General features: G+C 45.4%; 14 protein-coding genes. All 14 read right to left on the bottom strand.

All coding sequences use genetic code 11. From position 1 onward, the window contains the following. A partial coding sequence (locus VB073_RS15460) for an RNA methyltransferase (RefSeq protein WP_323405091.1) occupies positions 1–740 on the bottom strand: 740 nt, incomplete at its 3' end. A gap of 6 nt (positions 741–746) precedes the next feature. Continuing rightward, positions 747–1,208, bottom strand: a complete 462-nt coding sequence (gene trxA, locus VB073_RS15455; RefSeq protein ID WP_323405090.1) for a thioredoxin — start codon at positions 1,206–1,208, stop codon at positions 747–749. Between the two features lie 107 nt (positions 1,209–1,315). Then, positions 1,316–1,819, bottom strand: coding sequence for a pyridoxamine 5'-phosphate oxidase family protein (locus tag VB073_RS15450; RefSeq protein ID WP_323405089.1), 504 nt, complete (start codon positions 1,817–1,819; stop codon positions 1,316–1,318). A gap of 39 nt (positions 1,820–1,858) precedes the next feature. Continuing rightward, positions 1,859–2,980, bottom strand: coding sequence for a glycoside hydrolase family 43 protein (locus VB073_RS15445; protein WP_416349563.1), 1,122 nt, complete (start codon positions 2,978–2,980; stop codon positions 1,859–1,861). 101 nt (positions 2,981–3,081) lie between these two features. Further along, positions 3,082–3,426 carry a 50S ribosomal protein L20 gene (gene rplT, locus VB073_RS15440; RefSeq protein WP_238868231.1) on the bottom strand — a complete coding sequence of 115 codons (345 nt, stop codon included), beginning with the start codon at positions 3,424–3,426 and terminating at the stop codon, positions 3,082–3,084. Between the two features lie 102 nt (positions 3,427–3,528). Further along, positions 3,529–3,726: a 50S ribosomal protein L35 gene (rpmI, locus tag VB073_RS15435; protein ID WP_294082979.1), complete on the bottom strand. Its 198-nt coding sequence runs from the start codon at positions 3,724–3,726 to the stop codon at positions 3,529–3,531. A 200-nt stretch (positions 3,727–3,926) separates the two neighbouring features. Then, the gene (locus VB073_RS15430; protein WP_323405088.1) at positions 3,927–4,262 is read right to left on the bottom strand and encodes an L-rhamnose mutarotase; all 336 of its coding nucleotides are present in this window, start codon (positions 4,260–4,262) and stop codon (positions 3,927–3,929) included. Between the two features lie 81 nt (positions 4,263–4,343). Further along, the gene (locus VB073_RS15425) at positions 4,344–7,196 is read right to left on the bottom strand and encodes a bifunctional fucokinase/fucose-1-phosphate guanylyltransferase (RefSeq protein WP_323405087.1); all 2,853 of its coding nucleotides are present in this window, start codon (positions 7,194–7,196) and stop codon (positions 4,344–4,346) included. Positions 7,197–7,369: 173 nt separating this feature from the next. Beyond that, positions 7,370–7,924, bottom strand: a complete 555-nt coding sequence (gene infC, locus VB073_RS15420; protein WP_323405086.1) for a translation initiation factor IF-3 — start codon at positions 7,922–7,924, stop codon at positions 7,370–7,372. Positions 7,925–8,065: 141 nt separating this feature from the next. Next, positions 8,066–10,012, bottom strand: a complete 1,947-nt coding sequence (gene thrS, locus VB073_RS15415) for a threonine--tRNA ligase (protein WP_323405085.1) — start codon at positions 10,010–10,012, stop codon at positions 8,066–8,068. A gap of 270 nt (positions 10,013–10,282) precedes the next feature. After that, on the bottom strand, positions 10,283–10,639 hold the full coding sequence (locus VB073_RS15410) for a heavy-metal-associated domain-containing protein (protein ID WP_323405084.1): 357 nt from the start codon (positions 10,637–10,639) through the stop codon (positions 10,283–10,285). Positions 10,640–10,759: 120 nt separating this feature from the next. Beyond that, a complete protein-coding gene (locus VB073_RS15405) occupies positions 10,760–12,970 on the bottom strand; it encodes a TonB-dependent receptor (protein WP_323405083.1) in 2,211 nt (736 codons plus the stop codon). Positions 12,971–13,093: 123 nt separating this feature from the next. Continuing rightward, positions 13,094–13,555 (bottom strand): hypothetical protein, encoded by a 462-nt coding sequence (locus VB073_RS15400; RefSeq protein ID WP_323405082.1) that lies wholly within the window; start codon positions 13,553–13,555, stop codon positions 13,094–13,096. Positions 13,556–13,615: 60 nt separating this feature from the next. Continuing rightward, positions 13,616–15,679, bottom strand: a complete 2,064-nt coding sequence (locus tag VB073_RS15395) for a tetratricopeptide repeat protein (protein ID WP_323405081.1) — start codon at positions 15,677–15,679, stop codon at positions 13,616–13,618. Positions 15,680–15,712: the final 33 nt, after the last annotated feature.

Here is a 15,712-nt window from a genome sequence, read left to right as displayed (position 1 = left end):
GACACCGAGACATTGAGCGAATCGATTTTTCCACGCATGGGAATCTTGATTCGCTTTGTCGCATGATTTAGCCAGAAACTGGTCAACCCTTCCGCTTCGGTACCCATCACAATGGCAGAGGGACTACTGAAATCAATGTTTTGGTAAAATTCCGCAGCTTGCAACTCCGCGGCATAAATGGCAATCCCGTGTTCCTGCAGCCAGTTAAATGCCTCTTCTGAGGTACAGACAGCAGTCTGCATGGTGAACAATCCACCCACGCCTGAACGGATCACATGGGGGTTATACAGGTCGGTCTGCGGATCGCAGACTATCACGGCATCGACTGCCGCCGCATCGGCGGTACGCAGTACGGCACCCAGGTTACCCGGTTTCTCCACCGATTCGAGAAGAATCAGGAAAGGATTTTTCGAAAGTTGAATGTCTGTCAGCTTGTGCGATTTGGGTTTCAGCAATGCCACGATCCCGTCAGAGTTTTCCCGGTAAGCAATCTTTGCGAACACACCTTGAGATACCGGAAAGTGAGCCTCTTCGGGAATAGAGTCCAACACATCCGGATATTTCGTTTTGTTGAACATTTCCCTACATACATAAACAGCTTCCACGTGGTAGCCACTCTGCAAAGCCAAGGAAAGTTCACGGGCACCCTCGCTCACGAAAAGCTGCTGCTCCTTCCTCTCTTTACTTTTCGAGAGTTTCATGATATGCTTGACGGCCGGATTTTGCAGACTGGTGATCATCTCTTTTCAGAGTTCGGTTTGATTATCTTTTTTCAACAGAAAGTTGTCGATTGCCTCCTTGAAGGATTTTTTCGGCAGGGCACCCATCGCCACCTGCGGTTGTTCGTTCATCGGAATAAAAAGAAACATGGGAATGCTCTGTACTCCAAACATGCGTGCCAGTTCAGGTTCTTTGTCCACATCAATCTTATAGACATAGATGTCATCACCATATTCTGCAGCCAGATCTGACAAAATGGGGGACGTGATTCTGCAGGGTCCGCACCAGGTGGCATAAAAGTCTACAATGGCCGGCTTGTCACCGTTATACTTCCAGGCTTCCGGATTGTTTTCATAATTGAACACCTTCTCCAGAAAGGTTGCTTTGGTCAACTCAATCGGTTTTACGCTGTTCTTACTTTGCGGTTCTGAAGCTGATACGCTGAAGCATGTGATCAGTGCAATAAACAGTATCGTAGAAATTCTCATTGTGGGTAATCTTTACAGTGTGATTTTTAATTTGCCGGATAAATATCCTGTTATTTAATCGCGAATATTACAACAACAATGTATGGACGAAAGTTCTACGGTATCGTTTAAAACACCTTCCGGTCTTTGTACTTAATCGCTTTGGTGCCTGGCACACCGAACTCTCTTGCCGAAACATTTTCAAGGGCAACTTTCCATATCTTTACATTCTTCACCGAGGGTGTCGAGTAATTAAACTCCCTGTCGGAATACTGCCGCATAATGATATGCAATGCCTCCACCTTTTGGTCATACTCTTCCTCGAAAGCCACTTTCCCGTGACAAATCACACTCTCTGCCCGCATCCGGTAGCTGCAGGCTACCTCCTCATCCTGCCATACCAGCTTCGGATCGGTACAGAAGGTGATGCAGACCTGCGGGTTATTCTCCAGGATGGAAATGGAGCGACCCTCCTGTGCGGAATGGAGATAGATGATCTCATCCTCGTATCCGAAATTCATTGGCAACACATAGGGAATACCCTGCTCATCGGCCATGCCAACATAGCAGAGAGGACAGGTACGAATCAATGCTTCGATGCGATGTAACTCCTCCACAGAAACAGTTCTCATAACACAAACAAGTATAATTAAACACTATTTTCCAGTATCTTACAGTTCTTTCTCGGTAGTTGTGGGACCGTCGACGGTAAGTAAACCCTGATCATCGATCTGCACCTCATCGATAAAAACGACCCGTTCATCACCCGTTTGCCGGGTGCGCCCATGATAAACAGCATACATTTTCTGATCGTTCTTCGACCAAAAGATCATGTTGTGCCCGGTTCCGGTCACTTCGCCCCCCTTGCCTGTGTTCTTTTCCAACACGGGATTATTCGCGGCTTTCACGAAAGGGCCCAGCGGGTCATCGGAAACGGCATATCCCACGGCATAATGCTCACCTCCAAAGAAGTTGGCTGAGTACATCATGTATATCTTACCCTCGTACGGGAAGGCAAAAGAACCTTCCGTCCAGCGGCGGTTCACCTCTCCGGCTGTGACGGAACGACTTTCCCACTCTGTTTGCGGATCATCCATCGTCGTGGGCGGCTGCAACAGCAACACAGGCTCCCCGATCACAGCAGTGAAATCGTCTGATATCTCCACCCCATATACCCAGCTTTCTTCTATTTCTTTATAAAGATTCTGTTCCCGTGCCCATTGTGCGACCTCACTCTCTACCGGATGCTTGTAACAACAGCGGGAGTAATAAAGGTAGGTCTTTCCGTCATGCTGCAGGATGTTTGCATCGATGATGGGATAACCCGGGTCCAACAGCGGCTTATCGGATATCTCCAGGAAGGGGCCAGTAGGCTTGTCGGCAACTGCCACGCCAATGCGAAAGTTTTCCAGTTCTCCGGTGGGATTTTCTTTCCAGTCGGCACTGAAAAACATGTAGTATTTCCCGTTTGTTTCATACACTTCAGGGGCCCAGTAATTCTTCACGGTCCAGGAATCCGGTTGATTTCCGGAGTAAACCTCTCCTTCGGGATGCCAGTCCACCAGATTATCGGAGCTGTAAGCAACAAAACCCTTCGCTGTTCCTCCCGTACCATACATGTAATATTTGCCGTCGGCAGCGGAAAGGATGAACGGATCGCCAAAGGCAACGGATAAGGGATTGGAATATGTAATGGGATTGGATACACTCTTTTCCGAGCGGTTCGTACATCCTGCAAAAATAATGCCCATTAGAAGAAACAACAAGGATCGGTATATTTTTCTTGTGATCATATAATTGATTTGAAGTGTGCCTTCAGCACAAAGATAAATAAAAAAAGGAAAAACCATTGTCAGATTCTTCCTTTCTATGTTCAATCAACGGGAAGCTGATTTCACTTCACCTTGTCCACAATGGCCTTAAAAGCTTCGGGATGGTTCATTGCCAGGTCGGCAAGCACCTTGCGGTTGATTTCAATTTCATTTTTGTGCAACGCACCCATCAGGCGGGAATAAGACATTCCGTTTTCGCGGGCCGCAGCATTGATACGCTGGATCCAGAGTGCACGGAAATTGCGCTTTTTGTTTTTGCGGTCACGATAGGCGTAGGTCAAACCTTTCTCCCACGTGTTTTTGGCTACGGTCCACACATTCTTGCGGGCACCGATATAGCCTCTTGTAAGTTTCAGAACTTTTTTTCTGCGGTTGCGCGAGGCAACATGATTGACTGATCTTGGCATAATGTTACTTGTTTTGAATGATAGCGTCCCTGTCGTGCAGAGCCCTTGGTGGCATACATCCTGTTACTAAATCTCTTTTTTGGAAACTCATCCGGGTGTGAATTACTTCATTCCCAGCAGCGTCTTTACACTGTTTAAGTCAGATTTGTGAACCAGACCAGTTTGTGTCAGATTTCTCTTTTGCTTTTTGGTCTTCTTCGTCAAGATATGACTCTTATAAGCATGTTTCCTCTTGATTTTTCCTGTTCCGGTAAGGGCGAACCTCTTTTTGGCACCGGAATTAGTCTTCATTTTTGGCATTTTGCTCTCTTTGAATTTGTTATTATTATTGATCCTTTTCGCCGTTACCCAGCGAAAAAGTTTGCAAAAGTAATGATTTTATTCTCTCCTCACAAGTAATTCCCCGATTTTTTATCTGCATAACAACAGCACATACAGTTATTATGCAGTTTTTATAATCATAACTACTGTAAATACTATATTTAAACACAATCCATAACTTACCCGTTCAGAGAAAATATCTGCGTCATCAATCTCCACTTCTCATGCGACGCCTGTCCGGGTACTGACACCTGATATTTCGACATGTATGCTTCCCACTCCGCCTGACGCGGTAATGTAGCCAACCGGGCATTGTCTTTTTCCCAATTGAAATCGTCGGTGGTATCCATAATCATGAACAGACGGTTACCGAGCAGGAAAATCTGCATATCCAGAATTCCCACACTACGGATACCTTCCTTAATTTCATCCCATACATGCTTATGCTCTTCCACATAAGATGATATCAGTTGGGGATCATCATACAAATCGAGGGTTTGACAATATCGTTTCATCGGCTTGCAATTTATTGGCTTATATAATCGGGATTCATATAGCCCAACACCGGGATAACCATTTTCCCGAAATGGGTACAATTATGACCTTGAGACCTGAAATCCTTTTCGGGACAGTTCCATATCTACAAATCGGGATTTTTCGTTCAACGGATTTTCATTCAATATTTTCCGGATGCGCAGTACCGCTTCTTCATCCTTCGCCACCATGTAGAGGTATCCGCCGCCACCGGCTCCCGGCAGTTTATATCCGAGCGTGTAATCTTTCACCAAATCGATAATCTTTTCCACCTCCGGGGGATTCGTACCTTTATCGATTGTTTTCTTCTGCTCCCATGTTTTCATGATCAGCTGGCCATACCTTTCAAAATTCCCCCGTTGGATACAATTTGCCATATCTATCGCATGCACTTTCATATCATGCAGAATGGAAAGGTGCGGGGCGGAATTAAGAAACATCCCCCTTACAATCTCAGCGAGAATATTCTTTGCCATTCGGGTGATACCCGTATAATACAACAGATGGAGAGGTTTATAAGCGGGGTCGGTAAACAGAAAATCGGGAAGCCAACTGATCTGCGGTGTCTGTACGAACCCACGTCCCGACTCCAACAGTTTTACACCATGAAAGATCCCTCCATACTGGTCCTGCCATCCGCCACCGCTGGTCAATAATTGTTCTAATATCAACGTATTTGTACTGATATCCTGCTTGTTCCATTGCAGCCCGCAGAAATCATTCAGTGCCCCCAGTACGGTAGAAGCAAGGATAGAACTTGTTCCCAATCCCGATCCGGCCGGTATGGCCGCCAGCAAGGTCAGCTCAATACCCGCACCAAACACCTGCAACTGTTCGGTCAATGTATTCCAACGATCCGCGGAAAATTCCGGAAGAAACCCACACAGTGCCAGTGCTGCTTTCGGAATGGAAAAAGGTGATCCCAACTGATGGAAAGCTCTCAACTGGTCAAATGTTTCCACTACTTCTGTCGCACCCATATCAATCGACCGCAATAGGATCCGGTATTCTTTAGAAGGTTTCACGTAGACCTGTAAAGGTGGCTGGCCGTTTAATTCTATCGCCACGTTTACCACGTTTCCTCCTGAGTAGAGCGAGAAAGGTGGGGTATCCGTCCACCCACCCGCCAGGTCGATCCTCACCGGACTTCTACCCCATATGATCTGATCGGGGAATGCTGACAGTTGTGGGGATCGTTTTTTATCTGACAACGCCTCAATCATCCCGTTCCGCAAGAGGGAGAAAGCCTCTTTCTCTTCCTGCTCCGCTTCCGTAGTCTTCCCACGAAACGCCAAAAGGCGCGACCGGAACATCCGGTTATGGATACGCTGCATCTCATCTGCATCCTGTGGTAACAATGCCGGTGGATCCAGGTCCATACGATGGTACTCTTCTGCTACATCACTCAGGTCTAATTGATAAAATACACTCTTTTCGTAGTTCTTTTCCAGCATCTTGTAATTCGAGCGCCGGAATTCCTCACGTTGTGCATATAACCTCTCCATGGACGCTCTCTCCATCAGTTCATCCGCAGAAAGACGCTCCGACTCAAGCCAGAGTCTTTTGCCTTCCTCCGACAGGCCGTCACCGATCATCCATTTGAGCACCACTTCTATCTCTTCCAACTGCTCGAGACGGGGAAATAACTTACAATACTGGATATCTCCCGTATCTCCCGACAACACAGTTGTGTCTAATCCCCGCTCCTGCAACCATTCCATTACAGGTTGTCCCATCCAGAACGTCTGCGGATCATCCATACTTCCTCTGGAATGGTCATCCATTCCGTAGGGTCGTACGGCAAATGAGCGGCCATCCACAGGTACTATATCAATACACACTCCAACCGGCACATTCAACTGCCAGTCATTCTCCGGCACCCCGGTAATCACACTGTCTGCCTCAACGACCCATTTATCACCAAGACTGGCATTTTCAATCCAGATATTCCGGTTTTTTTCGTTAAACTGAAAGTCGAGGAGTGCATTTTGGGTGAAGATCGCAGGGTTCGGTTTAATTTTGCGATGTATGATCAGCCGCTGGTCGAACACCTTATTCTGCAACGCCAGGGTAGAGGTAATCATCTCACGACTAGTACCGTAATGGTAAAATTCACCACCCGGCAAAGGTAGTATTTTTACAGAGAGTTGGTTGATTTCATAGTCTGTCTTCTTCGGATGAGTACCCAATGCCAGGCCGAAGTCACTATACAGGTCGTAGAATTCCAGCGATCCCCCTTTCCCGTACGACCGCTCTCTAAGCAATCGTACTGCCCGGTCGCTTAGTAACCACATACCGATATCCATCAGCATCAAATGTGATCGCGACAGTTCCTCCAACTCTTGTAAGGAAGGCTTCTGCATCACCCGGTCCAACCGATCCGGCGTCTCCCTGCGGGCGGCAAACACGCCGTGACGGGTTGCCTGGGACGAATCCACCCATAGCCCGTAACACACCACATCGGCCTCCGGTATCTCCTGCAAAGGTTCTTCGGTACGGATCAGCACATCTCCACTCGCGATAAATGTCCGCAATGAATCCGGTGCCTGCTTCAAGATTTGCTCATATAGTGGAAGTTGTAATGAAATCAGGTCCTGGTGTAACTTTTGTCCCCGTGCCCAGCGAAATACCGGCATCGGCAGTTCTGTCTTGCCTGTTACGGCATATGAGGGAAGTCGGCGGCTCTGTCCACCCGCATGGACCAGTATCCGTTTTTCATTGGAAAGCCATGCAACGAAATCTGTTCCGGGATTTTCATTCCGGTAACATTCCTCCAATAACCATGTTGTTCCACTCCCCGAACCCAGTCGTTTCTCTTTTGGGTCGGAAGTACAAAACCACTCTTTCTCACTCTTGCGATGGAGTGAGTAATAATTTTTTGTAGCGTTAGGAGGAAGTGAAAGGAGTTTTTTCATTGTAACTCTATATATGAAGTTCAGATTTTTCTACCCACAAAGCACATGCTCTATGAGTATCCGGCAAAAATAATAAAAACAATTGGATATCGAGAATCACGCGACTCTCAATGATTTAGAGGAATAGAATAAGATTATTTCGATTAAAACATTGAACAAGAGGGAGAAGCAGTTTATTCTCCCTCTTTGTTTTCTTTTTTAACACTAGATCCCTTTTTCGGGGAGAGCATAATCGACATACGCTTACCTTCCATGATAGGCATATATTCTACTTTGGCATACTCTTCCAGATCATTGGCAAAACGCAACAACAATACCTCACCCTGCTCTTTGAACAGAATAGAGCGTCCTTTGAAGAATACAAACGCCTTTACCTTTGAGCCCTCGCTCAGAAAGTTCATGGCGTGCTTCAACTTAAAGTTGTAATCGTGATCATCGGTTTGCGGTCCGAAACGGATCTCCTTTACCGTTACCTTTACCGATTTCGCCTTTTGCTCTTTTAATTTTTTCTTTTGCTGGTATACAAATTTCTGGTAATCGATTACCCTGCAGACAGGCGGTTTTGCCGTAGGAGCTATCTCCACGAGGTCTAATTCCTGTTGCTCGGCAATTTTCAATGCCTCTCTCGTGGGATAGATGCCTTCCTGCACATTGTCACCTACTAACCGGACTTCCGGTACCCGGATACGCTCATTGATCCGGTGTTGCTCTTTTGAGTCTTTTCTCATTCAAAAACGTTTACGTTTAATATTCTCTTTTTTTTTAATTTAGACGTTAGAAATTAGAACTAGAAAATTGGAAATCGGAAGTCAAGAAGTCAAGAAGTTTGAAATCATGAATTGCAAATCGACGTAGTCAAATCTTACATCCTAAATCTTACGATTTATCATTTCTTCCACTTCACGTGAAATTTCTTCGGCAAATGTAAGCAATTTTACCGAACCTTTATCTTCCCCACCCTGTTTTCTTACCGAAACTTCTTCATTTTCTATCTCTTTCTCTCCTACAATCAACAAGTAAGGAATGCGCTTCAATTCATTATCGCGGATCTTACGGCCTACCTTTTCATTACGGTCGTCCACCTCAGCACGGATATCGAATTTCTTCAATGTTTTCACCACGTCAAAAGCATAGTCGTTGAATTTTTCGCTGACGGGAAGTACCACCACCTGGGTAGGTGTGAGCCATAACGGGAATTTACCGGCAGTATGTTCGATAAGTACCGCCACGAAGCGTTCCATTGATCCGAATGGTGCACGGTGAATCATCACGGGGCGGTGCTTCTGGTTGTCCGCACCGGTATATTCCAGTTCAAACCGCTCGGGCAGGTTGTAATCCACCTGAATGGTTCCCAACTGCCAGCGTCGACCCAAGGCATCTTTCACCATAAAATCAAGTTTAGGTCCATAGAAGGCAGCCTCTCCCAATTCCACTCTCGCCGGTAATCCTTTCTCTTCACAAGCCTCTACGATGGACCGTTCCGCTTTTTCCCAATTGTCATCCGAACCAATATATTTCTCTTTATCGTTAGGATCCCGGAGGGATATCTGAGCCTCAAAATTTTCAAAATTCAGTGCCTTAAAAATGATGAAGATAATATCCATCACTTTCAGGAATTCATTCTTCACCTGATCAGGGGTACAGAAGATATGCGCATCGTCCTGCGTGAAACCCCGTACACGGGTCAACCCGTGCAATTCGCCGCTCTGCTCATAGCGATAGACCGTGCCGAATTCTGCCAACCGTAACGGCAGTTCTTTATAAGAACGGGGGAAAGCCTTGTATATCTCGCAGTGATGGGGACAATTCATCGGTTTCAGCAGAAATTCTTCCCCTTCTTCCGGGGTCTTGATCGGCTGGAACGAATCTTTTCCATATTTGGCATAGTGCCCCGATGTCACATAAAGTTGCTTATGACCGATATGGGGCGTAATCACCTGTTCATAATCGAATTCGCGCTGTATTTTTTTCAGGAAATCCTCCAGGCGAAGACGTAATTGCGTTCCTTTAGGCAACCACAGGGGAAGCCCTGCCCCCACAGTCTGTGAGAAATGAAAGAGTTGGAGCTCCTTGCCGATCTTGCGGTGATCCCGTTTTTTAGCTTCTTCCAGTAACACCAGATACTCATCGAGCATCTTCTTCTTGGGAAAGGTGATACCGTAAAGCCTTGTCAACTGGGGACGTTTCTCATCGCCACGCCAGTAAGCACCAGCAGCCGACAATATTTTTACAGCCTTGATATAGGAGGTATTGGGAAGGTGTGGACCGCGGCACAAGTCGGTAAAACAGCCCTGGGTATAGGTGGTAATAGTACCGTCTTCCAGTTCATTGATCAGTTCTACCTTGTAATTTTCGTTCCGTCCGGAGAACATACTGATTGCATCGGTTTTAGAGATACTTTTACGCACAATCTCTTCCTTGGCAGCGATCAACTCCATCATTTTGTTCTCGATAGCAGGAAAATCGGCCTCTTTGATGGTCACTCCTTCGCCCGGATCCACATCATAGTAGAAACCGTTCTCAATAGCCGGCCCAATACCGAATTTTATTCCGGGATAAAGTATCTGCAACGCTTCCGCCATCAGGTGAGCTGACGAATGCCAGTAGGCATGTTTACCCTCTTCATCGTCCCATTTCAATAATCTGACAGAGGCGTCTTGTTCAATGGGCCTTGTCAGGTCCCACGTCACACCGTCCACGCTGGCAGCAAGTACTTCCTGCGCCAACCGCGGACTGATGCTATTAGCTATCTCTATTCCTGTTACTCCTTTTTCATATTCCCTGACTGATCCATCGGGAAATGTAATCTTTATCATATTCTTACTAATAATCAATTTCAGTTTGCACTAGACAATTTGAGTCGCCTACGCTCCTTTGTCTGCAATTGAGTCGCCTACGCTCCTTTATCTGCAATTGAGTCGCCTACGCTCCTTTATCTGCAATTGAGTCGCCTACGCTCCTTTATCTGCAATTGAGTCGCCTACGCTCCTCGATTTCCAATTCTCGCAACGGAATTGTTTTAAGAGTACAAAAATAGTGATTTTGTGTTATGTAAAGAAAAAAAGGAGAGTTATCTTTACAGAATACTACTTTTTCGTTTCTTTCTTCTTCTCGCTCTTCTTTGCCGGTTGCTCTACCACCGGTTTTGCCTCAACCACTTCCAGTTTCACCTTCTCAAAAGCAGCCTGCAATTTTTTCGGATCGGTACGGTCAGTACGGTATTTAACCTGTACCGTACTTCCATCCTCGCCATAAGTAATCTCAGTCACCCCTTTTTCAAATGCAATATTGTTATCGATCTTTCTCTTGCAATTCGGACAGATCACTTCATTGAGCTTGAACTCAACCACTTCCTGTTTTTTTTCCTTCTTTTCTTGTTTCTGAGCGAATCCAACGCCTGTAGACAAGGCTATCACTGTAAATAATACTATTAACTTCTTCATATCATTTTGTTTCAATTGTTTATACTTATAATTCTTCTAATCATTAAATTATTCAAATTCATTAGTCATTTTCATATTAACATCAGCAAATCAATCTATCTCAATCAACAAATCATCACATCAGTACCTAGGTATATTATACCTCAGACCGGCGTATATCTTTCTTCCGTGTACAGGTCCCCACACCATGGTGGCATCGAAATTCTCGCTGCGGGGATTGGCCGCATCGATAATCGGGTTTTTCTGCCGGAAGTCGAACAGGTTTTCCACCCCCAAATATACAGAGAAATTCCGGAAGAACTTGGTTATTTGTCCGTTTACAATGGTAAAAGGATCAAATCGTTCCTCCCACAAAGGGTTGTTGACATCGGCTGTAGGCATACGGCCACCTCCATTGAACTGACCGGTCAGATCGAACTGCCATTTTCTCAGCGGAGTCTGATACGAAGCTGTAATCAGGCCTTTATAGTCGTTCATCAACGGTTTGGAGAGAAAACGGTTTTCGCCTGTAGCCGGGTTAATATAATCAGACATGGAGCATGTGTAACGATAGGCCGCAGTGAATGTAAAACCGGTAAAGAAGGAATAGCTTGCTTCTATCTGAGCACTGTTGGAATAAGATCTCCCATCATCCAGATTATAAAAACTGATAGCATGTGGATCACTATCTACATCCACCACCACCTGGTTGATGAAGCGGGTATGATAATATTCACCCGTCAGAGTTATTTCCTTGTCACCCAGCGGAATATAAACGGTTGCATTTACACCTGTATTCCATGCCTCTTCCTGACGGAGGTCATCAGCTATAGTGATCTCTCGGGAACTGGCCAGCAGATAATTATTTTCCGCAAGGATATTGGCAGTACGGAATCCCTTACCGATAGAGCCGCGAAGATGTAACCACTCGACAGGATTGTATTTAAGATGGAGCCGTGGAGTCACAAAAAAGCCATAGCGACTACTATAATCCGCCCGAATCCCCCCTAATACAATGAACTTATTATCAAGATTGAAAGTGTACTGTGCATAAGCGCCGGTAACAGTCTCGTCCCTGTCGAAGGGCGTTGTACGCAACATCTCATCAAAGCCGTCGTAGTTAAGACTAAGTCCCGTACTGAGATTGTGCCTTGCAGAGAAATCCTTCTCATAGAGCAGGCTCACATAGAGGTTCTTCTGATTTACATCGTAGACTGTCTTATCGTACAGCGACTTCTGGTCGTGTACCGATCCCGACGCAATCACCGCCACGCTCTCCGCCAGCTCATCCGCTCTCATCACGTAAGCCTGCTTGGTATAGAACTCTCCACGGTTTGTATTCAACGAGATCCGGTAGGGATCGTCGAATGAGTGGTGGGAGATATCCTGTCCTCCTTCACGCTCTTCATTGATATACTTGACTCCGTATTGTGCCACATATTTCCCTACTTCGTGATTCCAGCGGTTCATCAGATTGAATTGTCTCGTTTTAGGATAGTCCAGAAAACCATCCTCATTACGATCATGAGGATGTTGGTCATTCGAATAGTGAACAAAAAGGGCGGACTTAAGATTTTCATTCAGATGGACGCTTGCATCCGCATTAGCTTCCATCCTCAGGGCATCGCTTCCGAAAAGATTCAACGAGAATTTATCCATCGTCTGCGGCTTCTTGTATTCCACATTGATTTGCCCGGCAAGCGCTTCATAGCCGTTCTTCACCGACGAAGTACCTTTGGATACATAAATGCCCTCCATCCATGCGCCGGGGATATAATCCATGCCAAAGGGTGAAGCCACACCACGGAAATTAGGATAATTTTCCGTCAGCATCTGCACATAAGTGCCTGCCAGCCCCAAGAGTTTGATCTGTTTGGCTCCGGTAGCAGCATCACTGTATGCTACATCCACGGAGGGATTGGTTTCAAAGCTCTCACCCAGATTACAACAGGCAGCACGATGAATTTCACCCAATGTGATTTTTTGTGTCTGTACAACGGCCGACCGCTGGGTTACCGTTCCCGGTGCACGTTTGGTGATCACCACTTCATCAAGTATTTGTGTATCCTCTTTCAGATACACCTTCAATTCCTCATTCACATCATCGATGTGCAGACTTTGGGGTTCGTATCCTGTATATGTGATAATAAGATATTCATGCTCGCCACCTGCTTCAATCTCAAAGTAGCCGTTGGCGTCGGAGACAACACCTTTCTTTGATTTTTCCCAGTAGATATTTGCTCCGATCACCGGCTCTTTTTGTTCGTCAAAAATATAGCCCCGTATTTTATTGCCTGCCATCAACGGAAAGGTGACGACAGATATAAATAAGTATAATATAATCTTTTGCATTAGTGATATAATTAGTAGATGTGTCGCCCGGATTATCTCCTGGCAATATATAATATTTTTTATGTCCGGAAGAGCATACAAAATGCCCTCACCTCTTTTTACCTGGAGGTAAGAAAAAATCCACTAAATTATAAGGAGAGTAAGTAAAGAAAAATAATCCTCTTTACTCAGATCGGGAGGTTTCTGCGATTGTTGTTCCCAACGGGAGACTGGCGAGAGATATGCAATCATATCGGTCAATTGTTCCATCGGGGAAAAAAAGATATAATTAAGGTCGATAACTTTGGGTTGTAACTCTATCCGATTCCCCTGAGACGACTGCCAGTCGAATTCGATCCTATCCACACTGCATTCCCCATGGGTGTGGCTGACAGATTGATCGCAATTATGATCATCATGATGGGAAAGGAGACAACTTTCATGATGATGAGGGTGTACTTCACAACATTCCTGTTCCACAGCAATGCTTCTACTATCTGCACGGCAATTACCGCAGCAATAGAAATAGGTATTTACCCCCGATCCTCCATAAGAGATGAGAACGGAAAGGAATATACTCAATAATATGAAAGCGTTTCGCTGCATAACGTCATAAAGATAGAAAACTTTTTCGACAAGCAATATACATGTAAACGGGGAAAACTATTATTGCATTCGTTTTATAATACTATACGACTGTATGATACCCAGTTCACCGGCTTTACGAAGATCATCAAGCCCATCCCGCGTCTCACCAATGGACAGTCTCGCTATACCCCGGTTGAAATAGGCTTCAGCAAACTGAGGTTCTATTTCGATCGCTTTTGTATAATCAGCAATGGCTGCACGGTAATCTTTTTCCAGACTATAAACCTCCGCACGATTGTAATAGGCATACATAAAATTGGGCTTCAGACGGATAATCTTTTCATATTCCCTCAAGATCTCCTCATATTCTATCGATTTGGTGGAGATCTCCGGTAACCGGGGTTTACCCGCAACTCCACTGCCAGGCAAGGTGATATCTACTCCGGCATTTCTATCTATCATTACCGGATCAGCCTTCAGATGGTCATATTCAATCTGTTTGGAACGGATAACCGCCCGCCCAAAATGCGCAACCAACAGGTCAGGATCCAACTCGATGGCCTTTTCCATATCCTTCAAGGCACTCTCATAGTCTTGTACAAGCATGAAATCCATGCCTCTTCCAAAATAGAATGAAGGATTAGCCGGTTCTCTTTCAATCCTGGCGGAATAATTATCGATGGAACGAAAATGGGTTTGTACCTGAAGTTCATTCAGCGGTGCTTCCTTGTTAGTTATCTTAAGTAACCAGGAAAGGTCAAGGCCTCTGTTCGATTGATCGATCGCCTCGGAATAATAAACGGGACGACGTACTTCTAAATCACGCTCGTAATAGGTTAATACGAAGCGTGGCTCAAGCTCAATCGGGGCATTAAGATTCTGCACACGGCCTCTGCTTTGGCGTTGGTATTTTGTTTTCTCCGATTCACCCTTATCAGCGACCACCAGGAGATTAAACTTCTCAATATCACGGTCGGTCTGTTCACGGGTATCTTTATTTTCTGATTTCTCCCCGGCCTGTTTAAAAGGCTCAGGATTGACAGTTGCCACTTTGTGCGCTTTCGATTCTTCAGCCCGTGCCAGTTTATAATCCTGTTCAGCACCACGTAGATCATTCAATTCACGCTTTAACTGTGAACGCATATAATAACCACTAAAAAAATCGGGGTGCTCTTCCAATACAATATTGAGGTCTTTCAGAGCACTGCTTTTATCACCGATTTCGTTGTACAACACACCCCTGTTCAGATAAGCGATGGTATTTTCAGGATCCAATTCAATCACCTTGTCGAAGTCCTGTATCGCCCTATTATTGTCGGCTACCTGCGCACGCAACAATCCCCTGTTGAAACGGGCAATAAGATTATTTTCGTCCATCTCTATCACCTTGTCGTAATCGGCCATCGCACCCCGTAGATCGTTCAAATGGTACTTCACCAATCCCCGGTTAATATAGTTTCCTTCAAAATAGGGATCTAACCTGATCGCTTCATCCAGATCGGCAAGAGCCCTGTTGAAGTCTTTCTGTTGAAAATGAAGTAATCCACGAGCTGAAAAAGTCTGTGCTGTATATGGATCTTTCTCTATTGCAGTGTTGAGGTCGGTCATCGCTTTAGTGGTATCCTTCATCTCGATATACATCTGTGAGCGGGCAAGATATCCGGCGGTATAATCGGGGAAACGTTGCAATAGCACACCAAAAAATTTCTCTGCCACATCATACTGCTTCAACTCAATATTCACAATCCCCATATTGACCAGCGTGAGCCTGTCCTCCGGATAGAACTCAAGGCTTCGCATGTAATCAGTGGCAGCCTCCTCGAATTTATCCTGATTCTGGCGTGCAGCGCCACGAAGTTGATACGCAGCCGTATAGTAAGGATTACGCTCCAGGCAATTGGTAGCATCTGCTTCGGCTCCTTTAAAATCATCGAGCATAAATTTAGCCACGGCTCTGAAATAATATGGATCCGCCAGATAAGATTTCGCAGTAATCACCTGATTGAAATACTGTATTGCCAGCACATAATCTTCGAAATACAACGCATTCCTTCCGATCATCATCACTCGGTCGGTATTGACCTGTGTCGACGCCGGGATCGATACAAGTAGAATAAAGGCTGCAATGATCGTTTTCTTCATCTTTAATACTTTCAATGTGCGAATATATGGATT

The sequence above is a fragment of the Proteiniphilum sp. genome (genome assembly GCF_034927365.1).
GTDB lineage: Bacteria > Bacteroidota > Bacteroidia > Bacteroidales > Dysgonomonadaceae > Proteiniphilum.
The sequence above is the reverse complement of the archived record's forward strand: the minus strand, read 5'-3'. Positions and strand labels throughout refer to the sequence as shown.

Excerpts from the sequence above, each read along its gene's own strand:
- VB073_RS15445 (WP_416349563.1), bottom strand. The coding sequence starts at position 2,980 with ATGATCACAAGAAAAATATACCGATCCTTGTTGTTTCTTCTAATGGGC.
- trxA (WP_323405090.1), bottom strand. The coding sequence starts at position 1,208 with ATGAGAATTTCTACGATACTGTTTATTGCACTGATCACATGCTTCAGC.
- VB073_RS15430 (WP_323405088.1), bottom strand. The coding sequence starts at position 4,262 with ATGAAACGATATTGTCAAACCCTCGATTTGTATGATGATCCCCAACTG.
- VB073_RS15400 (WP_323405082.1), bottom strand. The coding sequence starts at position 13,555 with ATGCAGCGAAACGCTTTCATATTATTGAGTATATTCCTTTCCGTTCTC.
- VB073_RS15410 (WP_323405084.1), bottom strand. The coding sequence starts at position 10,639 with ATGAAGAAGTTAATAGTATTATTTACAGTGATAGCCTTGTCTACAGGC.
- infC (WP_323405086.1), bottom strand. The coding sequence starts at position 7,924 with ATGAGAAAAGACTCAAAAGAGCAACACCGGATCAATGAGCGTATCCGG.
- VB073_RS15450 (WP_323405089.1), bottom strand. The coding sequence starts at position 1,819 with ATGAGAACTGTTTCTGTGGAGGAGTTACATCGCATCGAAGCATTGATT.
- VB073_RS15395 (WP_323405081.1), bottom strand. The coding sequence starts at position 15,679 with ATGAAGAAAACGATCATTGCAGCCTTTATTCTACTTGTATCGATCCCG.
- rpmI (WP_294082979.1), bottom strand. The coding sequence starts at position 3,726 with ATGCCAAAAATGAAGACTAATTCCGGTGCCAAAAAGAGGTTCGCCCTT.
- VB073_RS15425 (WP_323405087.1), bottom strand. The coding sequence starts at position 7,196 with ATGAAAAAACTCCTTTCACTTCCTCCTAACGCTACAAAAAATTATTAC.
- rplT (WP_238868231.1), bottom strand. The coding sequence starts at position 3,426 with ATGCCAAGATCAGTCAATCATGTTGCCTCGCGCAACCGCAGAAAAAAA.
- VB073_RS15405 (WP_323405083.1), bottom strand. The coding sequence starts at position 12,970 with ATGCAAAAGATTATATTATACTTATTTATATCTGTCGTCACCTTTCCG.
- thrS (WP_323405085.1), bottom strand. The coding sequence starts at position 10,012 with ATGATAAAGATTACATTTCCCGATGGATCAGTCAGGGAATATGAAAAA.